Annotated in this window: 21 protein-coding genes; 10 read left to right on the top strand and 11 right to left on the bottom strand. The window is 63.9% G+C overall.

Going from position 1 to position 22,861, the window contains the following annotated elements; translation table 11 throughout:
• The first annotated feature begins 70 nt into the window (after window positions 1–70).
• Complete coding sequence (locus AC1RL5_RS29110; RefSeq protein ID WP_053152753.1) at window positions 71–541, top strand: MarR family winged helix-turn-helix transcriptional regulator; 471 nt, start codon at window positions 71–73, stop codon at window positions 539–541.
• Between the two features lie 11 nt (window positions 542–552).
• Here the strand turns inward: AC1RL5_RS29110 and AC1RL5_RS29115 are convergent, their stop codons facing one another.
• Window positions 553–1,641 (bottom strand): transketolase-like TK C-terminal-containing protein, encoded by a 1,089-nt coding sequence (locus AC1RL5_RS29115; RefSeq protein WP_072452671.1) that lies wholly within the window; start codon window positions 1,639–1,641, stop codon window positions 553–555.
• 214 nt (window positions 1,642–1,855) lie between these two features.
• Here AC1RL5_RS29115 and AC1RL5_RS29120 point away from each other — a divergent pair, with 214 nt between their 5' ends.
• The gene (locus AC1RL5_RS29120; RefSeq protein WP_011062261.1) at window positions 1,856–1,981 is read left to right on the top strand and encodes a hypothetical protein; all 126 of its coding nucleotides are present in this window, start codon (window positions 1,856–1,858) and stop codon (window positions 1,979–1,981) included.
• Window positions 1,982–2,009: 28 nt separating this feature from the next.
• On the opposite strand, the gene AC1RL5_RS29125 is transcribed toward AC1RL5_RS29120, so the two are convergent.
• Both AC1RL5_RS29125 and AC1RL5_RS29130 read right to left on the bottom strand, forming a co-directional pair.
• Window positions 2,010–3,050, bottom strand: a complete 1,041-nt coding sequence (locus tag AC1RL5_RS29125) for an AraC family transcriptional regulator (RefSeq protein WP_145714215.1) — start codon at window positions 3,048–3,050, stop codon at window positions 2,010–2,012.
• A gap of 4 nt (window positions 3,051–3,054) precedes the next feature.
• A complete protein-coding gene (locus AC1RL5_RS29130) occupies window positions 3,055–4,185 on the bottom strand; it encodes a carbon-nitrogen hydrolase family protein (RefSeq protein WP_015636340.1) in 1,131 nt (376 codons plus the stop codon).
• Window positions 4,186–4,694: 509 nt separating this feature from the next.
• Between AC1RL5_RS29130 and AC1RL5_RS29135 the strand changes: the two genes are divergently transcribed.
• The 4 genes from AC1RL5_RS29135 (at window position 4,695) to AC1RL5_RS29150 (ending at window position 10,391) form a co-directional block, all read left to right on the top strand.
• Window positions 4,695–5,762, top strand: a complete 1,068-nt coding sequence (locus tag AC1RL5_RS29135) for a fatty acid desaturase (RefSeq protein WP_093409402.1) — start codon at window positions 4,695–4,697, stop codon at window positions 5,760–5,762.
• Window positions 5,763–5,910: 148 nt separating this feature from the next.
• Window positions 5,911–7,056 (top strand): EstA family serine hydrolase, encoded by a 1,146-nt coding sequence (locus AC1RL5_RS29140; RefSeq protein WP_011062257.1) that lies wholly within the window; start codon window positions 5,911–5,913, stop codon window positions 7,054–7,056.
• Between the two features lie 159 nt (window positions 7,057–7,215).
• Window positions 7,216–9,255: an NADPH-dependent 2,4-dienoyl-CoA reductase gene (locus AC1RL5_RS29145; RefSeq protein ID WP_093409397.1), complete on the top strand. Its 2,040-nt coding sequence runs from the start codon at window positions 7,216–7,218 to the stop codon at window positions 9,253–9,255.
• 206 nt (window positions 9,256–9,461) lie between these two features.
• Window positions 9,462–10,391 carry a 1-aminocyclopropane-1-carboxylate deaminase/D-cysteine desulfhydrase gene (locus AC1RL5_RS29150; protein ID WP_103407207.1) on the top strand — a complete coding sequence of 310 codons (930 nt, stop codon included), beginning with the start codon at window positions 9,462–9,464 and terminating at the stop codon, window positions 10,389–10,391.
• On the opposite strand, the gene AC1RL5_RS29155 is transcribed toward AC1RL5_RS29150, so the two are convergent.
• From AC1RL5_RS29155 to AC1RL5_RS29165, 3 genes are all read right to left on the bottom strand, one after another.
• Entirely contained in the window at window positions 10,382–10,936 is a 555-nt protein-coding gene (locus tag AC1RL5_RS29155; RefSeq protein WP_011062254.1) for a cytochrome b, read from the bottom strand. The genes AC1RL5_RS29150 and AC1RL5_RS29155 overlap by 10 nt on opposite strands.
• Before the next feature lie 201 nt (window positions 10,937–11,137).
• Window positions 11,138–11,965, bottom strand: coding sequence for a phosphonoacetaldehyde hydrolase (gene phnX / locus AC1RL5_RS29160; protein WP_047287945.1), 828 nt, complete (start codon window positions 11,963–11,965; stop codon window positions 11,138–11,140).
• A 102-nt stretch (window positions 11,966–12,067) separates the two neighbouring features.
• Complete coding sequence (locus AC1RL5_RS29165) at window positions 12,068–13,177, bottom strand: 2-aminoethylphosphonate--pyruvate transaminase (protein ID WP_207240015.1); 1,110 nt, start codon at window positions 13,175–13,177, stop codon at window positions 12,068–12,070.
• Between the two features lie 110 nt (window positions 13,178–13,287).
• Between AC1RL5_RS29165 and AC1RL5_RS29170 the strand changes: the two genes are divergently transcribed.
• Window positions 13,288–14,148, top strand: coding sequence for a LysR substrate-binding domain-containing protein (locus AC1RL5_RS29170; RefSeq protein WP_011062251.1), 861 nt, complete (start codon window positions 13,288–13,290; stop codon window positions 14,146–14,148).
• Window positions 14,149–14,318: 170 nt separating this feature from the next.
• Here the strand turns inward: AC1RL5_RS29170 and AC1RL5_RS29175 are convergent, their stop codons facing one another.
• The gene (locus tag AC1RL5_RS29175) at window positions 14,319–15,206 is read right to left on the bottom strand and encodes a LysR substrate-binding domain-containing protein (protein ID WP_011062250.1); all 888 of its coding nucleotides are present in this window, start codon (window positions 15,204–15,206) and stop codon (window positions 14,319–14,321) included.
• A 286-nt stretch (window positions 15,207–15,492) separates the two neighbouring features.
• Here AC1RL5_RS29175 and AC1RL5_RS29180 point away from each other — a divergent pair, with 286 nt between their 5' ends.
• The 3 genes from AC1RL5_RS29180 (at window position 15,493) to AC1RL5_RS29190 (ending at window position 19,121) form a co-directional block, all read left to right on the top strand.
• Window positions 15,493–16,818 carry an MFS transporter gene (locus AC1RL5_RS29180; RefSeq protein ID WP_019095130.1) on the top strand — a complete coding sequence of 442 codons (1,326 nt, stop codon included), beginning with the start codon at window positions 15,493–15,495 and terminating at the stop codon, window positions 16,816–16,818.
• Window positions 16,819–16,916: 98 nt separating this feature from the next.
• Complete coding sequence (locus AC1RL5_RS29185; protein ID WP_011062248.1) at window positions 16,917–18,308, top strand: FAD-dependent oxidoreductase; 1,392 nt, start codon at window positions 16,917–16,919, stop codon at window positions 18,306–18,308.
• Window positions 18,309–18,416: 108 nt separating this feature from the next.
• A complete protein-coding gene (locus AC1RL5_RS29190; RefSeq protein WP_011062247.1) occupies window positions 18,417–19,121 on the top strand; it encodes a YebC/PmpR family DNA-binding transcriptional regulator in 705 nt (234 codons plus the stop codon).
• A 65-nt stretch (window positions 19,122–19,186) separates the two neighbouring features.
• On the opposite strand, the gene AC1RL5_RS29195 is transcribed toward AC1RL5_RS29190, so the two are convergent.
• The 4 genes from AC1RL5_RS29195 to zapE all read right to left on the bottom strand — a co-directional run bounded on the left by AC1RL5_RS29195 (window position 19,187) and on the right by zapE (window position 22,686).
• The gene (locus AC1RL5_RS29195) at window positions 19,187–20,500 is read right to left on the bottom strand and encodes a leucine-rich repeat-containing protein kinase family protein (RefSeq protein ID WP_093409388.1); all 1,314 of its coding nucleotides are present in this window, start codon (window positions 20,498–20,500) and stop codon (window positions 19,187–19,189) included.
• Between the two features lie 89 nt (window positions 20,501–20,589).
• A complete protein-coding gene (locus AC1RL5_RS29200) occupies window positions 20,590–20,958 on the bottom strand; it encodes a hypothetical protein (protein WP_072452686.1) in 369 nt (122 codons plus the stop codon).
• The gene (locus AC1RL5_RS29205; RefSeq protein ID WP_047337314.1) at window positions 20,945–21,559 is read right to left on the bottom strand and encodes a hypothetical protein; all 615 of its coding nucleotides are present in this window, start codon (window positions 21,557–21,559) and stop codon (window positions 20,945–20,947) included. Before AC1RL5_RS29205 ends, AC1RL5_RS29200 begins: the two co-directional genes overlap by 14 nt.
• A complete protein-coding gene (gene zapE / locus AC1RL5_RS29210; RefSeq protein ID WP_093409383.1) occupies window positions 21,556–22,686 on the bottom strand; it encodes a cell division protein ZapE in 1,131 nt (376 codons plus the stop codon). The genes AC1RL5_RS29205 and zapE overlap by 4 nt, the downstream gene beginning before the upstream one ends.
• Window positions 22,687–22,861 lie beyond the last annotated feature (175 nt).

A 22,861-nucleotide genomic window follows, 5' to 3' on the forward strand; every position in this document is an offset into this window, starting at 1 on the left:
CTACATGGCCGAATCTATCCCGGCATGCGCTACTATTGCAACCCTTCTTCAAACCTTCGGATGGTGTGGCATGTCTTCAAAAGAGCCCGATGTCTGGTTCCGTTTTGTCAGGGCTCACCGGACGGTGATTCGCGAAATCGAGCGCCGCCTGGCCCAGGCCGGCTTGCCGGCGTATGCCTGGTACGACGCCCTCTGGGGCCTGGAAAGCGGCGCCGAAGGTACCCGGCGCATGCACGAATTGGCCGATGTGCTGGCCATCGAGCGCTACAACCTCACACGCCTGGTGGACCGCCTGGAAAAAGACGGCCTGGTGCAGCGCTCGCGCTGTGAGGGCGATGGTCGCGCGGCCTTTGTCAGCATCACCGACGAAGGGCGAAAGCTGCGCAAGAAGATGTGGAAAATCTACGAGGCGACAGTGGCCGAGCTGTTTCTCTCGCAACTGGACAGCGAGCAGAAACACGCCTTTGCCGATGCCCTGGAGCGCACCGCGACCCTGGCCCGGGCGGCGGCCAACGGTGGCGACACTGGCTCCAGGGGCTGAGCCTAGCACCGTCAGGGCAGGCCATAGGTTGCCATGGCCTGTTCCACGCATTGCATGGGCAATTGCCCAGCGTCTGCCAGGCTCTTGAGTGCCAGCACGGCGATCCAGCGTGCCTCGGGGCAGCGGCCGCGTCGCGGGTCGCGGGCGGCATCGAAGGAGTCGGTGCCCAGGGCCACCAGCTCGGCCTTGAGGTGAGGGCGTAGCTGTTCGGCCACCGCCTGGCCGTAGCCAGTCACTGCAATCACGGGCGCCGAGTCATCCGCCAGGCAGCGCTGCAGGTGTGAGCCGCGCTTCTCCTGCCCAGGATGCAGGCGATTCCAATGCTGCGCCGCAGCCGCTTCCCTCGCCAGGCGGGTGTAGCTGGGGCAACTCCAGAGCTGGCTGGCCACCTTCCAATCACGCTGCAGCAGATCCGCCGCGGCCCTGACCTGAGCAAACGCCCGGCCGGCGCCCAGCAGGCGCACGCGCCCCGCCGCTGGGTGGGCAGTGGTGTCCGTCACTTTGTACATGCCCTGCAATGCGGCTTGCCGTTGCTCGGGCGTCAGTTCCAGTTGCAGCTCATGGTCATGCAGGGCCAGGTAGTAGAAGCCTGGCTGGCCTTCGATATACAGGCGTTGCAGGGCCTCCAGGACAATCGCCTCGGCCTCTGCGCCAGTGGCCGGGTCGAATGGCAGGCAGTGCGGGTTGTGGGCCAGCCACAACGCCAGTGACGGGTCGGCACCCTTGGGCCATGGGGAGGTTTGGGTCTCACTGTCGTTGCACAGGATGCCCCGCGCCGCGGTCTCGGCGCTGACCGCGCACAACTGCGCCGAAGAACTGCAGCGGTGCAGATAGAGCAGGGGTTTTTCCGCGCTGTCGGTGGAGAACCACAATGGCCAGGCGCTGATCCGGGTACTCCTTTGTGGTGCGCTGTGGCTGCGCACCACAAAGGACTGGCGTGCGGTGCGCCGGTCCAGCTCCAGGGTATTGGCCATCTCCAGCACGGTGTTGAGTGGTGAACCGCCAGGGGGGCGGGCGCTCCTGAGCAGGTCCAGGCAGGCCTGGGCCGCCTGTTGCGCGAGGGCCTTGTGGCGAGTGGGGAAAAGTGAGGATGGGTTCATGCTCGGCGCCGTCCGCAAGGGGGGAGAGCGGCTACCCTAACGGATTGGTAAATATGATTGCAATTGCAATCGTTGCAATTGCATCTGTGTTCGAAGGTTAAATTCCTCACGGCCTGTTACGTTTTAATGATAGAAATCCTGACCTGGGGGGTAGTATTTTTTCTGTCATCCCGGCACTTTATGCTGATCCCGGTGGTCATTAGGCACAGGGCTATTGAACAAGGTCTTTCAACAACGGAAAAAGGAGTCCGCCATGGACGAATACCAAGAGGAACTGCTGGAGTATCAGGCTTTCGAGCTGGATCCTCTGGAACCTGCAGAAGACGCCACCGAGCTGTAACGCCGGTGGCGTTTTTTTTACCGTTTCTCTAGCCGAATTGTCGGTGGCTGCGGCGAAAATCCCCGGGGGTCTGGCCATTCCAGCGCTTGAAGGCCCGTTGAAACGCCTCGGCTGAGGCAAAGCCCAGCAGATAGGCAATCTCCCCGAACGCCAGTTCAGTATCGCGAATGTAGGTCATGGCCAGGTCGCGGCGGGTGTCATTGAGAATCGCCCGGAACTGCGTCCCTTCTTCCGCCAGCTTGCGCCGCAGGGTCCAGGTCGGCAGCTTCAGGCGCATCGCCACTTCTTCCAGGTCCGGCTCGCGGCCGCCATTGAGCAACGGCCCCAGCATCTGAATGATGCGTTCGCGCAGGCTGCGGGTGCGGGTCAGTTGTTCCAGTTCTCTCTCGCACAACTGCACCAGATGCCGCCAGGTGCTCGGGCAATGCTGCGGGTTGCGCAGGCCCAGGCTGGCCTGGCTCAGGCGCAGCTGGTTCTGTTCGGCGCCGAACTGGATAGGCGTGGGGCCGAGTACCGCATAGGCCTCGTGGTAGTCCGGGCGCTGGAATTCGATATCGATCTGTTCGGCGTGGATCGCCTGGTCGGCGACGCTGGACAACTGATGCAGCCAGCCGGAGATGATCGAGTCCACCACGAAGCGGTTGTAGGCGTTGTACGGGCTGATGGAGTAGAAGCACAACCAGGCGCCGCTGGCATCCTCGTGAAAGCTCGACTGGCCGCGATAGTTGGAGCCATACAGAGCTTCGAAGCGGGTCAGGCAGCGGGCGGCTTCGCGCACGGTGGGGGCCTGGGCTGCGGTCACTCCGGCCAGGCCGGCCTGGCTCAGCCGGCTCAGGCGGCCCATGCGCAAGCCCAGGGCCGGGTCTCCGGTCAGCTGGATCGCCCCGTGGCCCAGGCGCATGTAGCGCGGGATTGACAGCCGCGCTCCGGCTTCGCCCAGGCGCGCGGCGTCCAGGGCGTACTGTTCCAGCAGGGGGGTGGGGTCCTGCCCGTAGCTGAGGACCGCGTCCACCAGGCTATGGACGAAGCCCACCGACAAGTCGCCCAGGCGCATCGGTGGGGTTTTCATTGGCCTACAACCAGATGTTCAGCAGGCGGGCGCCGCGGTTGCCGTCGTCGGCAAAGGTCTGGCCGTTGCTGTTGATGAAACTCTGGCCACTGCTGCGTTGGTCCCAGAACTGGCCGCGCAGGAACACGCTGACCCCGGCGCTGGCCAGGCTGCTGGGTGCACGCGCAGTCAGTGTCAGGCGATGCCAGGCCTCCCCCTCGCTGACTTCCTCGGGCTTGAGGCTGACTTCGCTGGGGGTGGCGATGCTCTTGTATCCGCGCCAGGGTTTGTCCCAGCCATCACGGCCCATGACAAAGGCCGGGACCGCCACCAGTTGGGCGTGCTGGTCATTGAGCTTGCGGTAGTTGTCGGGGTACCAGCTGTCGCTGCCGATCAGCACACCGAGGCGCCCGGCCGGGGTGTCGATAACCTCCAGCGCTTTGTCGGCATCGCCCTTCACGTAGCCGCTTTCGGCGTAGGTCGGGTAGATCTGCCGCTGGGGCTGGCCCATGGGCAGGCCATCGCTGCCAAACACCAGGCTGCTGTTGTACAGGGCGCCGCTGCCGATCTGCAGGTTGCCCTGGCTGACACTGGGTTCTGGAAGAATGATGCTGCCGGCCACCAGGGTCACATGAAACTCCTTGGCCAGGCCGCCGAACAGCGACTGATAGTCCCGAGCCATCCTCTTGGCCTTCATGCGCAGGTACGCATCGTCCAGGCGGCTGTCACCCCTGGCGCTGATCAGCGCCTTGAGAAACGGCAGCGGGTTGCTCACCGCCAGCCAGTTCATTGCCTCTTTCAGAGAGGTGGCCTGATACAGCTCATTCTTTTCACCACTGACCATCAGCCAGGTGCCGACATGCTCGGGCAGCACGACGATGGTTTTGTCATTGACCAGGCCCTTGTCACGGGCTTGCTGCATGTAGGCCGCAAGCTTGCGATGCAGGCGCTCGATGCTCTGGTAGTCGGTGGGGAACAGCTCGGGCTGGATTGCCAGCAGGTTGCCGTGGTCGGCAGGCACACCCTGGTCCACCGCGAGCTGGATACGCAGGTCCGACAGGTAGTGCGCACCTGGACGATCACGAGTCCAGATGGCGTAGCTGGTGATGGCGGCAAGCAGGGCCAGGGTGAGGGTGATGTAGAGAAGTTTGCGCATGGGAAAACAGTCAGCGGCCGTGTGCTGGATCGTGACATTTCTCGGATATTTGGGCCAAAGGTACAGGAAAACAGTGTGTTAGAGCGGTTTTTTGCATGAAATGGGTCTTTTTCCGTGGCGTTTCGGGCTTTTCCCTGGGCTGCGCCTGCGATGTCGCCTCAGGGGGGAGAGGGCTGGCAGGGTGCTGCGGTCCTGCGTCGAGCGCGTCAGGTTTAGTGCAGTTGCCCCTACTTTCGTCAAAGTTTGAGGTTTTGCACGTTGATGGGTTGTTCGACAATGAAGCAATCTTGAAAGTTCTTCGGGACTTATCCGAAGAGGTTCAGTAGTGGCGAACTAACAGTTCCAAAGTGGACTGCTGGGTCATTCATAACAGTTGTTAAAAAAACCAGCGGTCCAAGGGGCCACTTATCAGTTGTAGCCGCCGTTTCGGCCCAATTGGTTGTTTTGCTATCGAAGTATGTCTTTCTATTGAAGTTCGCCTCCACTCATTTTCTTCAAAGGATGAAGTGATGAACTCCATAGAAAAGGAACTTGATTGCGGTCGCTCCGTAACTGACCAGCAAAAGATCGAAGAAGTCACCCGCCAAATTACCGAGCATGGTAACGAACTACGCAGACGCTATCCTGTCCTGAACTATCAGAACGCCCTGGGTGCAAGTGCCATGGCTGTTTCGGTGACAGTTATGGTGGTGACTGGTGTGTTGTATGTGAAGGGCATCATGCCCGCGTGGTTGTGCATCTTGGTAAACGCGCTGTCGACCTCGATCATTCATGAACTTGAACATGACCTGATTCACCGTCTGTATTTCCGGAAACAGCCTCTGGCCCATAACTTCATGATGCTGCTGTGCTGGCTGACGCGCCCGGGAATGCCCAGCCCCTGGCTCAGGCGCGGCCTGCACTTTCATCATCACAAGGAATCCGGAACCGCCACCGATGTCGAGGCCTGGATCACCACCAGCGGCAACCCCTGGGGCATTCTCAGGCTGCTGAAGCTGATGGATGGCTTCCTGTTCGGCTTTGTGAATGCGGTCTGCGCGCCGGGCTGGCGGCAGAAAATGAAACTGCTGGCCAGGATCATTCGCCTCAATACCCCCTTCGGGCTCCTGTACTGGGGCAGCTGGTATGTGTTCCTGGGTTATCACTTGTCTACCTGGCTGGGCGGCCTGGCAGGAGTGCCGCCACCAAGTTCGCCGTTAGTGCTGCAAGTGATGAACGTGATTGATTGTGCAGTGGTCATTGTTGTTGCGCCGAATATGATTCGACAATTCTGCCTGTATTTCATCAGTTCCAATATGCATTATTACGGTGATGTTGCGCCACGCAATGCTCTACAACAAACCCAAGTAATGAACCATTGGCTGCTGTGGCCGTTCCAGTTGTTCTGTTTCAACTTTGGCAGTACTCACAGTATTCATCATTTTGTCGTGAAAGATCCTTTTTATCTTCGACAGATGACGGCGTCCTATGCCCATGAAGTCATGGCGAAGGCCGGAGTTCGTTTCAATGACTTCGGTACCTACAAGCGCGCAAATCGTTTCAAGTTGGATACGGTCCACTTTCAGTCCAGAGGCTGAAGGTCTTTTTCACCTTTATTGTTCTTGTTATCACAGGTTTGCATTGCCATTGACGAATGCAACCGGCCTCTTGGTTTCGGTTTTTAACTCATGCTGACCCTGGCCGACTCTCGCCAGGGCGGCATGACGATGGATGGGAGTTTTGAGAATGGAAGCGCAAGGAACATGTGCGAAGGGTTTCGAAGCCGTGCTGCACGCCTTCGAGGCAATGTTCGATGATCCCCAGGAGCGCGGTGCCGGGCTCTGTGTGCAGGTCGGCGGCCAGACCGTGGTCGACCTGTGGGCCGGCGTGGCGGACCTGGAGGGCAACAAGCCGTGGCACCACGGCACCCTGGCCAATACCTTCTGCACCATCAAGCCCTTGGCCGCAGTGGCTGCCCTGATGCTGGTGGAGGAGGGCAAGCTGGAGCTCGACGCGCCGGTGGCCCGCTACTGGCCCGAGTTTGCCCAGGGCGGCAAGGGGCGGGTCACCGTGCGCCAGGTCATGACCCACACCTCCGGCATACCGGCGCTGCGCGGGCCCAATCACAACGCCATGATGTATGACTGGGAGCACATGGTTGAGATCCTGGCTGCCGAGCCATTGTGGTGGCAGCCAGGAACCGGGTTGGGGTATGCCACCACTATCTTTGGCTGGGTCATCGGTGAATTGATTCGCCGGGTCGACGGTCGAGAGCCTTGCACCTTCATCCACGAGCGGATCACCCGGCCCCATGACCTGGAGGTTTACCTGGGGGTCGAGGAACAGGATTTTGAGCGTATCGCGCATTTCGATGCCGCCGAGGGGCGGGTGGGCGACTACTACTCGGAGGACCTGCGCAAGGTGATCATTGCCGAGCCGGAGCATGTCGCGACCCTGGCCTTTACCAACCCGGGCATGGTGCCCCGGCGCACCTGCGACCCCCGCTGGTGGGCCTATCGGCAGCCGGGGGTCAACGGCCACAGCACCGCCCATGGCCTGGCCGGCTTTTACAGCGCATTGCTGGGGGGCCGCCTGATCGGGCCCGACCTGTTGAGTGAGTTCACCCGCGAGCACAGCAATGACATGGATCGCATCTGGCGACGCCCCATGCGCTATGGCCTGGGCTGCATGATGGAGCAACCGGCTGATCCGGCTGCCTCCCTCGGCATGGGGCCCGAGACTTTCGGTCATATCGGCCTGGGCGGCCCGATCAGTTTTGCCGACCCCGAGCGCGAGGTGAGCTTCGGCTTTGTCACCACCACCTCGGGCCGGCACACCATGATCGATCCCCGCCCGCAGCAACTGGCCGCGCTGGCCTACGCGGCACTTTAAGAGGAAGGGGGGATGGAAAATGGGTGTACGTTCTGATCATTAAGTTGTCAGTTACGGTCATTGAGTGCCCGATGTTCTGCTCTTAGTCTGTGCAGCACTACTGATGGAAGCCGCAGAGCTTCCGCATTTTTCCGTGATTGCCCGATCTGGAGTGACACCATGGCTGGAGCACCTTACCCGCATTTGCTGGCCCCCCTCGACCTGGGTTTCACCACCCTGCGCAACCGCACCCTGATGGGGTCGATGCACACCGGTCTGGAAGAAAAGCCCGGCGGCTTCGAGCGCATGGCGGCGTACTTTGCCGAGCGTGCCCGGGGCGGCGTGGGCCTGATGGTCACCGGCGGCATCGGCCCCAACGATGAGGGCGGGGTGTATTCCGGCGCCGCCAAGCTGACCACCGAAGAAGAGGCACTCAAGCACCAGATCGTGACCCGTGCGGTGCACGAGGCCGGCGGCAAGATCTGCATGCAGATCCTTCATGCCGGGCGTTATGCCTACAGCCCCAAGCAGGTGGCTCCCAGCGCCATCCAGGCACCGATCAACCCGTTCAAGCCCAAGGAGCTGGACGAGGAAGGCATCGAGAAGCAGATCCGCGATTTCGTCACCTGCTCGACCCTGGCCCAGAAGGCCGAGTACGACGGTGTCGAGATCATGGGCTCGGAAGGTTATTTCATTAACCAGTTCCTGGCCGCCCACACCAACCACCGCACCGATCGTTGGGGCGGCAGCTATGAAAACCGCATGCGCCTGCCGGTGGAAATCGTCCGTCGGGTACGTGAGGCGGTGGGCCCGAACTTCATCATCATCTTCCGCCTGTCGATGCTCGACCTGGTGGAAGGCGGCAGCACCTGGGAAGAGATCGTGCAACTGGCCCAGGCCATCGAGCAGGCCGGCGCCACCCTGATCAACACCGGGATCGGCTGGCACGAAGCGCGGATCCCCACCATCGCCACCAAGGTGCCGCGTGCCGCATTCAGCAAGGTGACGGCCAAGCTGCGGGGTTCGGTGAGCATTCCGCTGATCACCACCAACCGCATCAACACCCCGGAAGTCGCCGAGCAGATCCTCGCCGAGGGCGATGCCGACATGGTCTCCATGGCGCGGCCATTCCTGGCCGACCCGGACTTCGTCAACAAGGCCGCCGAAGGCCGCGCTGACGAAATCAATACCTGCATCGGCTGCAACCAGGCGTGCCTGGACCACACGTTCGGCGGCAAGCTCACCAGTTGCCTGGTCAACCCGCGCGCCTGCCACGAGACCGAGCTGAACTACCTGCCGGTCAAGCAGATCAAGAAGATCGCCGTGGTCGGTGCCGGCCCGGCGGGCCTGTCCGCCGCTACCGTGGCCGCCGAGCGTGGGCATCAGGTGACCCTGTTCGATTCCGCCAGCGAGATCGGCGGCCAGTTCAATATCGCCAAGCGAGTGCCGGGCAAGGAAGAGTTCTTCGAGACCCTGCGCTACTTCAAGCGCAAGTTGCAGACCAGCCATGTCGAGCTGTGCCTCAACACCCGCGTCGATGTGCAGCAACTGGTGGCCGGCAGCTTTGACGAAATCATCCTGGCCACCGGCATTGCCCCTCGCGTGCCGGCGATTCCCGGAGTGGAGCACGCCAAGGTCCTCAGTTACCTGGACGTGCTGCTGGAGCGCAAGCCGGTGGGCAAGAGCGTGGCGGTGATCGGTGCCGGCGGCATCGGCTTCGATGTTTCCGAATTCCTCGTGCACCAGGGTGTGGCCACCAGCCAGGATCGCCAGGCGTTCTGGAAGGAATGGGGCATCGACACCCAGCTCCAGGCCCGTGGCGGTGTGGCCGGGATCAAGCCCGAGCCCCATGCACCAGCACGGCAGGTGTTCCTCTTGCAGCGCAAGAAGACCAAGGTCGGCGACGGCCTGGGCAAGACCACCGGCTGGATCCATCGCACCGGTCTGAAGAACAAGCAGGTGCAGATGCTCAACAGCGTCGAGTACCTGAAGATCGACGATGCCGGCTTGCATATCCGTATCGGTGAGGCCGGCGAACCCCAGGTGCTGCCGGTGGACAACATCGTCATCTGTGCCGGCCAGGATCCGCTGCGTGAACTGCAGGACGGCCTGGTGGCGGCAGGGCAGAACGTGCACCTGATCGGTGGTGCCGATGTGGCCGCCGAACTGGACGCCAAGCGCGCCATCAACCAGGGTTCGCGTCTGGCGGCCGAGCTGTAACGGCCTGCCGTCCTGTAGCCGCTGCCGTAGGCTGGGCACGAGGCCGCAGGACTCGCCCAGCGGGCAATCGCGCTGCAACCAGCGAGCGCGGTTGCCTGTCTTGCGGGTTCTGCGAACCCGCTCGCAGCCTGCGGCAGCGGCTACAAGGATGAGCCTGGGCCTGGAGCTGATAGACTGCGCAGCTTCTTTCCCGACCCCCGCTGCCGATGTCCTTCCCCGACTCCTTCGACTGGTTACCCCACGCCCCACTGCAACGGCTGGAGCTGGACTGGCTGTCGCGGGCCGGGGTCGAGGTGGCGGTGCTGCGCCTGGACCTGATCGACCCGCTGATCAGCGGCAACAAGTGGTTCAAGCTGACCGAACACCTGGCGGCGGCACGTACCGCCGGTGCCCACGGCATCATCAGCCTGGGGGGCGCCCATTCCAATCATCTGCATGCGCTGGCCGCTGCTGGCCGGCGTTTTGCCTTTCCCACCGTGGGTCTGTTGCGTGGCCATCCACAGGACACACCGACGGTGCTCGACCTGCAAGCCTTCGGCATGCGCCTGCACTGGCTGGGCTATGGCGGTTATCGCGCGCGCCACGAGGCGGGTTTCTGGACGCCCTGGCAGGCCCGGTATCCGGAGTTGTACCCGGTGCCTGAAGGCGGCGGTGGCCTGGCCGGCGCAGCGGGCTGCATGACCCTGCGCGATCAGGTGCGGCGGCAGTTGCCGAGCCTGGGCTGGAGCGACTACCACGGCTGGTGGCTGGCCGCCGGCACGGGCACTACCCTGGCCGGGCTGGTGCTGGCGGAGGCCGGAGCGCATCCGGTCTACGGCGCCCTGGCGGTTCCCGAGGATCACGGAGTGGCGCAGCAGGTCGAGGGGATCTTGCAAGAGGCCGGGCAGGGCTGCGGCGGTTATCAGCTGCTGGACAGCAGCCGCGGCGGTTTTGCCAAGGTCGATGAAGTGTTAAGCGGGTTTATCCGGCTCACAGAACAACAATGCGCTCTACCGCTTGAACCCTTGTACACCGGCAAGGCCCTGCTGGCTTTGCAGGAACAGGTCCAGGCCGGGCGTTTCGCCCCGGGTTGCCAGTTGATCTTTGTGCATACCGGCGGCCTGCAGGGCCGTCGCGGGCTGTTGGCTCAGGCCTGACCGCGCTTGCGCCACATGCGTTGCAGAGTGTTGTCGCGCATCACGTAGTGGTGATAGAGCCCGGCCAGGGCGTGCAGCCCGATCAGCCAGTAGCCGACCGTACCCAGCAGTTCGTGCCAGCCCTGGAGCTGCTTGGCCAGTGGCTTGTTCTCGGCCAGCAGCAGCGGCAGGTCGAGGCCGTAGAACATCACCTGATGGCCCTTGGCGCTGGTGGTCAGCCAGCCGAGGATCGGCATGGCGATCATGAACAGGTACAGCGCCCAGTGCATCAGGGTCGACAGCAGCCGTTGCCAGTGGGGCGGGGTGGGCAGGATCTTCGGCGCTACGCCCTGGGCACGAGCGAACAGGCGCAGCCAGACCAGCGCAAACACTGTCAGGCCGAGCATGAAGTGGGCTTCGACAATCAGCGTGCGACCACCGCTGCCTTTGGGGAAGATGCCGCGAAATTCGATACAGGCGTAAACCACGGCCAGTAGCACCAGCATCAACCAGTGCAGGGCGATCGTCATGGTGCTGTAGCGAGACTCAGTGTTTTTCCAGGGCATACGGGACATCCTCGGTCATCAGGTCTGAAGCCTCCGTTCTTGAGCGACGGAGTGCTTTAACTGTAATCCGCTTTATGCCGGTCTGCCTGGAGCTGTAGCGGCTTTTATCGCCCCCCTGTGCAGCGCCGGGGCGGTGGGCGGGTATGAAAAAACGGCGGCCCCGAAGGCACCGCCGTTTTTTAATGTTGCCCCGTGCCTGAATCAGTTGCCCTGGGGCATTTCCCCCCGGGCCAGGCGCTGGTTGATGTCGGCGATCACCTGGGGCAGGTCGGCGATGGTGTCGATCAGGTAGTGCGGGCGCGAAGCCTCGAACAGCTTGTGGATGCGCTTGCGCTCGCTGGCCAGGGTGTCGCTGGCCAGGGCCCGGTAGCCTTCGTAGGTCAGGCCCAGGGCATTGCCCGAGCAGGTCAGCGCCACGGTCCACATGCCGGCGCGGCGGCCTTCGAGAATGCCCGGTACGGTGTCGTCGATCTTCACGCAGGCGGCCACGTCGTCGATGCCCAGGGCGATCACGTTGGCCAGGGCCTGGGCTGGCCATGGGCGGCCGTTGGGCACTTCGTCGGTGGCCACCACGTGGTCGGCGGTGTAGCCGTTGGTGGCGGCCAGGGCTACCACCTTGTCCATCACCTGCTTGGGGTAGCCGGAGCAGGAGCCGATCTTGATCCCCTGTTCACGCAGCTTGGCGATCACCTCCAGGGCGCCGGGGATCAGCGCCGAGTGCTCGGCGATCTTCTCGATCTGCAACGGCATGAAGCGTTCGTAGATGGCGGTCACATCGGCGTCAGTCGGGGTGCGGCCGAAGACCTTGCGATAGCGCTCGGCCACCTCCGGCAGGTCGCACAGGGTGCGGATGTGGTCCCACTTGCCCATGCCCATGGGGCCGCGGGCCTCTTCGATGGACACCTGCACATCGAACTCGGCGAAGGCTTCGACAAAGATCTGGGTCGGGGCAAAGGAGCCGAAGTCGACCACGGTGCCGGCCCAGTCGAGGATTGCCGCTTGCAGCTGAGAAGGGTTGCTGTAGTTCATGGTTTCGATGCCTGTGTAGGAGCGAGCTTGCTCGCGAAAAAAGGTTCGGTATCGCGTCGCCTGATTCGCGAGCAAGCTCGCTCCTACAGGCTCGGTGGGGAGTCAGATATCGAGGACTTCCATCTCTTGCAGCACTTCGGCGATGGCGGCGACGGCAGCCTGCATGCCGCGGCGGTCGACATGGCCGATGCAGCCCACGCGGAAGGTTTCGACCTGGGTCAGCTTGCCCGGGTAGAGGATGAAACCCTTGGCCTTGACCCGCTCGTAGAAATCCTTGAACTGGTAGCGGGGATCTTTCGGGGCGTGGAAGGTGACGATGATCGGTGCCTGGATCGCTTCCGGCAGAAAACTGCGCAGGCCCAACTCGCCCATGCCATCGAGCAGTGTCTGGCAGTTGTCGGCGTAGCGGGCGTGGCGCGCCGGCAGGCCACCTTCCTCGGCGTATTGCAGCAGGGCTTCGTGCAGCGCGGCGACCACGTGGGTCGGCGGGGTGAAGCGCCACTGGCCGGTCTTGGCCATGTAGCTGTGCTGGTCGTGCAGGTCCATGGCCAGGGAATGGGCATTGCCGCCGGCCTTGGCCAGGGAGGCCTTGGCAGCGAAGACAAAGCCCATGCCGGGCACGCCTTCCAGGCATTTGCCGGAGGCGGCGATCAGCGCATCGAAGGGGATCTCCCGGGCATCGATGGGTAGCGCGCCGAAGGAACTCATGGCGTCGATGATCAGGCGCTTGCCATGGCTGGCCACCACCTGGGCGATTTCCGGCAGCGGGTTGAGGATGCCGGTGCTGGTTTCGCAGTGGATCAGCGCCACGTGGCTGATGCTGCTGTCGGCCTGGAGCAGGCGCTCGACATCCGCGGCCGTGGTGGGCTGGTCCTCGGCGGTTTCGAAGGTGCTGAAATCCCGGCCGAGCACTTCGCAGATCTTCGCCAGGCGCTTGCCGTAGGCACCGTTGATCAGCACCAGGACCTTGCCGTCGCGGGGCACCAGGGTGCCGATGGCCGCTTCCACGGCGAAGGTGCCACTGCCTTGCAGGGGCACGCAGTGATGGCTGTCGGCGCCCTGGATGATGGCCAGCAGCTGTTGGCACAGGCTGGCGGTCAACTGGTTGAAGCGGTCATCCCACGAACCCCAGTCCACCAGCATTGCCTGGCGGGTGCGGGCGGAGGTGGTCAGGGGGCCGGGGGTAAGCAGGATTGGCTCGGCGATGCTCATGCTGTGTCCTCGAAAAGGTGGGGATGACGCTACGGGGACTAAATTGCAGTTTGCCTTGTCATCAATCAAATTGTTTGTTGTTATGCCAGCCATCAGTGAGGCCGATAGCTATGAACCTGTTTCAACTCCGCGCATTCGACGCCGTGGCCCGGGAAGGCAGCTTTACCCGGGCCGCCGGGCGGCTGTTCATCAGCCAGCCGGCGGTCACCGGGCATATCAAGGCCCTGGAAGAGCATTACCAGATCACCTTGCTGCGGCGCACTGCGCGCCGGGTGGAACTGACCGAAGAGGGCATCAAGCTGGCGGCCATTACCCGGGCCATGTTCGGCCTGGCGGAAGAGGCCCAGGCCATGCTCGAGGCCAACCGGCAATTGCTCACCGGGCGCCTGGAAGTGGCAGCGGATGGCCCCCATCTGGTCATGCCGATGCTGGCCAGCCTGCGGGCGCGCTACCCGGGGGTGACGGTCAACCTGCGCCTGGGCAATGCCCAGGAAACCCTGGCGGCGCTGTTGTCCGAGCATGCCGACGTGGCGGTGCTGACCGAGGTCGAGCCGCGCAAGGGCCTGCACCTGCAAAGCCTGGGCGAGTCGCGGATCTGTGCCTTGGTGCCCGATGGGCACCCTTGGCTGGAACTGGCCGAGGGCGTCGCCATCGAGCAGTTGGACCAGGTGATTATGGTGCTGCGCGAACCGGGTTCGATCACCCGCCGGACGTTCGATGAGGCCTGTGGGTTGGCCCAGGTCCAGCCCCGGGTGCTGCTGGAGCTGGACAGCCGCGAAGCGGTGACCGAGGCGGTGGCGGCGCACCTGGGGGTGGGCATTGTCAGTTCGGTGGAGGTTGGCCACGACCCGCGGGTGCGCACGGTGCCGATCCGCGGTGCGGGGCTGGTCAACCGGCACATGATCGGCTGCGTGGAGCGGCGCCGGGACCTGCGCCTGATCCAGGCGTTTTTCGCCCTGGCTCCAGCCTGAGCCCACCTCCACTCTTGTAGGAGCTGGCTTGCCGGCGTAGAGGCCCGAAAGATCGCCTTCGCCGGCAAGCCAGGCTCCTGCGGTAGCGGTGTCTGGGGGATCGCTTTCGCCGGCAAGCCGGCTCCTACGGTAGTGGTGCCTGGAGATCACCTTCGCCGGCGAGCCGGTTCCTACAGGGCGGTGGGGGAGGCCAGGCTTTCGCGTACCAGGTCGAGGAAGGTGGCGACGATCCGTCGCGAACTCTGTTCGCGCAGGCACACCAGGGTTTCGGTCAGGCGTCGCTGGCAGTCGACGATCGGCAGGGCGCAGACCCGGGCGTCGGCGCCGAACTCCGCCGCCGAGACCACCCCCACGCCAATGCCCACCACCACCGCTTCGCGCGCGGCTTCGCGACCTTCCACCTGGATGGTCGGGCGGATGCGCAGGCCGGCGCGGTTCATTTCCTCTTCCAGGGTCTGGCGGGTTACCGAGCCGACCTCCCGCAGCACCAGGGGCGTGTCGTCCAGGTCGGCGAGGCAGATGGACTGGCGGCCGGCCCAGGGGTGGTGACGGGAGACGAACGCCACCATCGGGTCGTTGCGCAGGGTCAGAGACAGCAGGCGCTCGTCGTCCACGGCCCGCCCCAGCAGAGCCAGGTCGGCCTGGTAATTGAACAGGCGCAGCAGCGATTCATCGGTGTTGCCGGTTTCGATCTTCACATTGATCCCGGGGTACAGTTCGCAGAACCGAGCGATCTGCGGCAGCACATGCACCGGGGCATCCACCGCCAGTACCAGGCTGCCGGTCTGCAAGGCCCGGGACTCCTGCAGCAGCTCCTTGGCTTCGGCTTCCACCACGAACAGGCGCTGGGTGATGGCCAGCAGGCGCTCGCCCAGGTCGGTCAGGCGCACCGAGCGCTTGTTGCGATGAAACAACAGCACCCCGAAGCGCTCTTCGAGCTTGCGCACCTGGTCGGAAATCGCCGGCTGCGTCAGGTACAGGCGTTCGGCCGCCCGGGTGAAGCTGCCGTGCACCGCCACGGCGTGGAAGGCTTTCAATTGGGCGTGGGAAACCGACATGGGCCAAACCTCTTACAAGCTGAGCTTATATTTGAAATACGATAAATCGATTTCATTTATTAGTCAGTAATTGCTTCCATCCCTGCAAGCCCAGTGACCGGTCGGTCGACCGGCACCGGGCCCTGAGGCCTGTGCGTGCAGCTTCGGTCCCCGAAACGGGCCGGCAACAGGACTCATCTGACCAGCAGCGCCCGCCGCGAGGGCCCTGCTGCAGTGCTCAAGAATAAAAAACACAGGCGTTTGCTTCGCATCCTGCCGGCACACTCACCCTGAGGTCAGAACCACAATGAACAAGCAGATCGGCACCATCAAACGTTGGCGCGTGCAGATTTTCGCCATCACCTGGATCGCCTACGCGGCGTTCTACTTCACCCGCAAAGCCTTTTCCGTCGCCAAGCTTGGGATCGCCGACGATCCCGACTTCACCCTCGACAAGATGGCCATGGCCAACCTCGACGCCATCTACCTGGCGGCCTACGCCGTGGGGCAGTTCACCTGGGGCATCTTCGCCGACCGCTTCGGCCCGCGGGTGGTGGTGCTGGGCGGCTTGCTGATTTCCGCCGCTGCGGCGCTGGTGATGGGCAGCTTCGCCACCTTGCCGGTGTTCGCCACCTGCATGCTGGTCCAGGGGCTGGCGCAGTCCACGGGCTGGTCGGGGCTGTGCAAGAACATCGGCAGTTTCTTTCCCGCCGGGCAGCGCGGCAGGGTGCTGGGGCTGTGGAGTTCCTGCTACGCCTTCGGCGGCCTGGTGGCCTCGCCCTTTGCCGGCTGGTGGGCCTATACGCTGATCGGCACCTGGCACGCGGCGTTCATTTCCAGTGCGGTGGTGGTGGGCCTGACCGCGGTGCTGTTCTTCATCTTCCAGCGCAATACCCCGGAGGACGTGGGCCTGCCGGCCGTGGAGCCATTGCCCCCGCAGAGCGCCGAAGAAGACGCCGCCGAACGGCGCATGAGCGTCTGGGAACCGCTGCGCGAGATCCTGCGCAACCGCACGGTGCTGATCCTCGGGCTGTCGTACTTCCTGCTCAAGCCGGCGCGCTACGCGATCCTGCTGTGGGGGCCGGTGATCGTCTACGAACAGATGCCCTCGGTGGGCAAGGTGGGGGCGGCGATCGTGCCCACCAGCTTCGAGCTGGCCGGGTTGCTGGGGCCGGTGATGATCGGCCTGGCCTCGGACAAGCTGTTCGGCGCCCGGCGCATGCCGGCCTGTGTCATCAGCCTGCTGGCGCTGACCCTGTCCCTGGCGCTGTTCATGGGCGCTCTGCATACCGGCAGCGTCGTGCTGGTGATGGCCCTGCTGTTTTTCATGGGCCTGACCCTGTACGGGCCGGACTCGATGATCTGTGGCGCTGCAGCCATCGACTTCGGCTCGGCCAAGGCCGGGGCCACCGCGGCCGGTTTCGTCAATGGCTGCGGCTCGGTGGGCGCGGTGCTGGGTGGCCTGCTGCCGGGTTACTTCGACACGGTCACGGTGTTCATCGTGTTTGCCGCCTGCGCCCTGGTCTCGGCCCTGGTGCTGGTGCCGTACTGGAACAGCCGGCCCCAAGGGCTCGAGCCGGTGCGCGCACTCGTTCCCAATGGACCTTTGCTGATCAAACCACTGCGTACCTGACTTTCGGGCCTCTTCGCCGGCAAACCGGCTTCTACGAAGGCTTGTAGGAGCAGGCTTGCCAGCGAACCCACTCGCCGTTTTTTACCTGGAGACTCACCATGCGACCTTTCTGGCTGGAACAGGCCCTGCAACAGCAACCCTCACCGGCGTGCCCGCCACTGTCGGGCGATACCACCTGCCAGGTGGCGATTGTCGGCGGCGGCTACACCGGGCTGTGGACCGCCATCATGCTCAAGGAGCAGAACCCCGGGCTGGACGTGCTGCTGATCGAGGCGGATATCTGCGGCGCCGGTGCCAGTGGGCGCAACGGCGGCTGCGCGCTGTCCTGGTCGGCCAAGTACTTCACCCTGGAGCGGCTGTTCGGTGTCGAGGAGGCCGTGCGCCTGGTCAAGGAATCCGAGCAGAGCATCTATGCCATCGGCGCCTTCTGCGAGCGTTACGGGGTGGATGCCCAGTACCGCCTCGACGGCACTTTGTACACGGCCACCAACCCGGCCCAGGTCGGCTCCACCGATGGCGTGATCGCTGCGCTGGAGCGCCGCGGCATCAACTCCTTCGACAAGCGACCCCTGGCCGACGTGCAGCGCATGGCCGGTTCCAGCCAGCATCTGGAGGGCTGGTATTCGCCGGCGGCGGCCAGCGTACAGCCGGGCCTGCTGGTGCGCGGGCTGCGCCGGGTGGCCCTGCAACTGGGCGTGAGGATTCACGAGAACACCGCCATGACCGGGCTGGAGGAGGGGCGCCCGGCGCTGTTGCGCACGCCCCTGGGGCAGATCCGCGCCGAGCGCGTGGTACTGGCGATGAATGCCTGGATGGCCCGGGCCTTCCCGCAATTCGAACGCAGCGTGGCGATTGTTTCCAGCGACATGCTGATCACCGAGCCGCGGCCCCAACTGCTGCAGCAGATCGGCCTGACCAGCGGCGTGACGGTGCTGGATTCGCGGATCTTCGTGCACTACTACCACAACACCCCGGACGGTCGGATCATGCTCGGCAAGGGCGGCAACACCTTCGCCTACGGCGGGCGGATGCTGCCGGTGTTCGACCAGCCGTCGCCCTACGCCGGCTTGCTCAAGCGCAGCCTGGGGCAGTTCTTCCCGGCCTTTGCCGACGTGCCGGTGGCGGCCACCTGGAATGGCCCGTCGGATCGCTCGGTGACCGGCTTGCCGTTCTTCGGCCAGATGAGCCGCGCGGGCAATGTGTTCTACGGTTTCGGGTATTCCGGCAGCGGCGTCGGCCCCTGCCATATGGGCGGGCAGATCCTCGCCTCCCTGGTGCAGGGGCTGGACAACCCCTGGACTCGCTCGCCGCTGGTCAATGGCCCCCTGGGCTACTTCCCGCCGGAGCCGATCCGCTACCTGGGTTCGCTGGTGGTGCGCAACGCCATCCGCCGCAAGGAACGGGCCGAGGACCACGGGCGCCGGCCGCGGCACCTGGATGTGCGCCTGGCGCGTTTCGCTGCGGCGGCCGGCAAGGCCGACAAGGGCTGAAGCCTGCCAGCCACTGACTTTTTGGTCGATCAGGGCCTTGAGGACGTATAAACTTGCCCATCGCGTCGGCCAAATCCAACTCGACGCCATAGATCAAGAGAGTGAGTAATGGGCGCACAGTGGAAGGTTAAACACAAAGAAGCGGCAGCCAATGCCAAGGGCAAGATTTTCGGCAAGCTGGTCAAAGAGATCACCATCGCCGCGCGTAACGGCGCTGACACCGCCACCAACGCCCACCTGCGGCTGGTGGTGGAACAGGCGAAAAAGGCTTCGATGCCCCGCGAGACCCTGGAGCGTGCCATCAAGAAAGGCTCGGGCCAGCTGGGCGAGACCGTGCAGTACCACCGCGTGACCTACGAAGGTTTTGCCCCGCACCAGGTACCCCTGATCGTTGAATGCGTGACCGACAACATCAACCGTACCGTGGCGGAAATCCGCGTGGCGTTCCGCAAGGGCCAACTGGGCGCTTCGGGTTCGGTGTCCTGGGATTTCAACCACGTGGGCATGATCGAGGCCTCGCCGGACAGCCCGGACGCCGATCCGGAACTGGCCGCCATCGAGGCCGGTGCCCAGGACTTCGAGCCGGGCGAAGAGGGCGCGACCCTGTTCCTGACCGAGCCTGCGGACCTGGACGCGGTACAGAAAGCCCTGCCCGAGCAAGGTTTCACCGTGCTTTCGGCCAAGCTTGGCTACCAGCCGAAGAACCCGGTCAGCGGCCTGAGCGATGAGCAGATGGCTGAAGTCGAGGCGTTCCTCGAAGGCCTGGACAACCATGACGACGTGCAGGACATGTTCGTCGGCCTGGCAGGCTAAGGCGATTCGCCGGCCAGCCGGCTCCTGCATTCCTCTGTAGGAGCCGACTGGCCGGCGAAGCTGTTTTAAAGCCCCGCCAATTCCTCGCAGACCTGGGTAAAGCCCGGTCGCGCCAGTACCTCCGGCTGGCAGCAGCGCTGCACCAGCGCCGCCAGTTTCTGCTGTTGCCCCAGGCTCAGCGAGCCATCCCCGCGCTCCAGCAATTCCTCCAGCAAGATACCGAAGGCCCGCACTTCCAGGCGTTGCAGCGCCCGGCTTTGCACGGTGTCGTCCTGGGCATGGAAGGACGCTGCGCCAAAATCACCCAGCAGGCAGTCGCCCTGGGCGTTCCACAAGGTGTTGTGGCCATAGAGGTCGCCATGGGTAATGCCCTGGGCGTGCAGGTGGGCGCCCACCGAGGCGATGCCCAGGGCGATGCCCAGGGTTACGTCGGCGTTGAAGCGGGTGTCGTCCGGGTAGATGTCCCGGGAGCAGGAGTCCAGGCTGGGCAGCGCTGCAAGGTTGGCAAAACTTTTGTCGATTAGTTGCATCACCAGGCCGTTCTGGCCCTGGGGGTGGTCGAGGATGCGGCCTTCGACGCGGATCAGGTTCGGGTGCAGCCCGGCGCTGATGCAGGCGTTCATTTCATGCAGCGGCGAGCCGTCGCTGGTCATCTCGCCCTTGTACAGCTTGACCGCCACCGCCCGCGGCGGTTGCCCGGCTGGCTGCCACTGCGCCTGGTGAATTACCCCCGAGGCGCCTTCGCCCAGGCGCTGTTCCAGGGTCAGTTCGCTCCAGGGGATGGTCGGTGTGGATTCCAGGGCCGTGGCATCGGCTTCCGACTCCAGCGGGTTGCCGGCATAGGCCAGCCAGGTCAGGCGCGGCAGGGCCAGGAGGAAGGGCGGCAGCTCGGTCAGGCGGTTGGCGGCAATCCGCAGCAGTTCCAGGCGGTGGCACTGGCCCAGGCTTTCGGGCAGGCGGGTCAGGCGGTTGCCGGCGAGCATGAGTTTTTGCAGCAGCGGGCGCTGGCCCAGTTCTTCCGGCAGCTCAGCGATGCGGTTATCGGTGAGGATCAGCCAGCGCAGCTGCGGTGGCAGGGCGGCGGCCGGCACCCGCTCGATGCGGTTGGCCTTGAAGCCGATCATGCTCAGTTGCAGGCATTGGCCGAGGCAGGCCGGTACTTCACTGAACCGGTTGTCCGAGCAGAACAGGATGCGCAGGCGAGTGAGTCGGTGCAGGTCCTCGGGCAGGCTGCTCAGGGCGTTGCCACTGAGGTTGAGGATCTCCAGGGAGTCGGCCAGATCGAAGATTTCCCGGGGGAACTCGGTCAGCCCGCAGGACAGGTCCAGGCGCTTGATGCCGGCCAGTTGGCCAGCCCGCAGTTGGGCAAGGGTATCCATGAACAGCGTCAACACTCGAAAGAAGAAAAAGGCGGGCAGAATAAAGCAGTTCGGCGGTTTCTGCTGCCTGAGCGGCCATGGGATGAATGCTATTGGGTTTCCAGCAGCCTGAAGGCCAACGCGCCCGCTCCCTGAACGTAGTCGGCAATCAGGGTCAGGTCGGTCTTGCGGCCTTTGGACCACAGCTGGCAGGCCACTCTCATGGCTGATGGCTCGGTGTCCAGTGGGTAAAGGTCCAGGGCGACCCGGCCGCTGCGATCCGGCTGGAATGCCCGATCATAGGGCGCAAGGGCCAGGTCGCCGGCCTGTTCTCCCGAGCTGTCCAGCTCTTCGAGGATTTCTGCATAAATGGCCGGGCTCACGCCAACTGCCGCCAATGCCTTCGGCTGGGCATGCTCAATGGCGCGCAAGAGCGCCTCTGCCAGTCGGTAAATCTCTTTGCGGTCAAATGCTTGCATCTTGCAGTGCTCCAGCCAGCCGGCGAAATGCCGCGGGTTGCCTGGAGTTCCCGGCCTCAGCCAGCATCGACTCCAGGCTGTGGTGCTCCAGGGTATTTTTTACCGATCCGGTGGCGGCTCTGCCCAGCGGGCTTTCCAGGTCGAAGTCGCTCTCCAGGGTTGCAAGCAGGTAGGCGCCCTGGCGGCTCCATTGGTTGAAACGCATGACGTGCCGGTCATCCAGAATCACCGCGCCTTCCTGCTTGTCGTCCGAGAAATGGAACGCCAACTGCGAAGGGGGCAGGTTTTGTTGGGCCGCAAGGCGTTTCCTGTACTTGAGCACCGACGTCAGGCGGGCCCCGGGGGCCAGGTTGAAGCCACTGCCGACCCGTTGCCGGTCAAGGAAGTAGCACTTGAACAGCACCTCCAGGGTTCGCTGGTGGTAGCGCGTCGTGCAGCTTTTTTCATACTGGTGAAAGTCCTGGGGCTCGCCGACCCGCTCATAGCCTTTGGCCGCCAGTTCGGCTGCCGAGAAACTCTCCAGGCCAAATAGCCGGGAGTGCTGGAGGGTTGAATCTTGCAGGTGCAGGCACACCAGCTCGCAAAAGCTGATCGAACTCATGTGGCTACCTGCTCAAGCGGGTGCTCGGGGCCGATTTCCTGCAATTGCCCGAGGCGGCTGCGGGTGCGGGCCAGGTCGATGGCGTGGCCGCCCAGGCTTTCGGCCAGCGGGCGCTGGCCGATCAGCAGCAGGCGCTTGTCCTGGTCGTAGAGCACGTCGATCAGATTGATGAAGCGCTGCTGGGCGGCGATCGAGCACTCAGCCAGTGGCGGCAGTTCATCGATGATCCAGGTGTCGAACTGGCGGCTCAGTTCCAGGTAGTCCATGACTGCCGTGGGCTGCTGGCACAGGTCGTTGAATTCGAAGCGGATGCTGCGCTGCTGGCGCTGGCGGGTGGTCAGCTGGCGGCTGCCGACCTGCAGCAGCGTTGCCGGGGCATGGCGTTCGGGCAGCTTGAGCGCCTGGCGCTGGGCCGCGGTGCCGGGCCAGAGATACTGCCCCCGGGTAAAGGCCTGTTGTTCGTGGGTTTGCGCGTGGGTCCGGTAATCCTCGGCACCGCCGACTTCCATGACCTGCATGCGCGCGTTGATCAGTTCGATCACCGGTTTGAAGCGGGCATGGTACAGCGGGTTGGGCAGCAGGCCTTCGGGGGCGTAGTTGGAGGTCACCAGCAGCACGATGCCGCGCTTGAACAGGGCCTTGAACAGCCGGGTGATGAGCATGGCGTCGCCGATGTCGTGGACATGGAACTCATCGAAACACAGTACCCGGCACTGGCGGAGCAGCTCGTCCAGGGTGGTTTCCAGGGCATCGGCCTGCTGCTGGTGGCGAAACATGCCCTGGTGCAGTTGGGCGAAGAAGTCATGGAAATGCAGGCGCTGTTTCTCGGCGATGGGCAGGGCGCGGAAGAAACCGTCCAGCAGCCAGCTCTTGCCCCGCCCCACGGCGCCATACAGGTACAGGCTCGGCGCCTGCGGGGTGGCCTGCTCCAGGGCGTCGGCCAGTTGCCCCATGCGCTCGATCACCTGCAACTGGCCATGGCTCAGGGTGTAGCCCAGGTCCAGGGCCTTATGGCGAAAGTAGTCATGGATCAGCGCGCCAGCGGCGCTCGGGCGGCGGGCGGGCCTGGCGAACAGGCGACGCCAGGGAGATCGAGTCTGTGCAGGTTTTGGCGGTAAAGCGGCCAATGTTGATTACCCCGATGGTTCCAGGCCGCTCACCTTAAGAGCGGCGCGCCAATTTAACCAATAGAAAATGCCCCGGCCAGTCATCTCGAAAAGGCATGGCTGCAGCCGTGCCGGCGCAACGCTCATGCCGTGAGCAATTAATACGCTAACTGGCGGTTTCCCCGCGGGTTGCTAA

The sequence above is a fragment of the Pseudomonas sp. GW822-FHT06D10 genome (assembly GCF_058799535.1).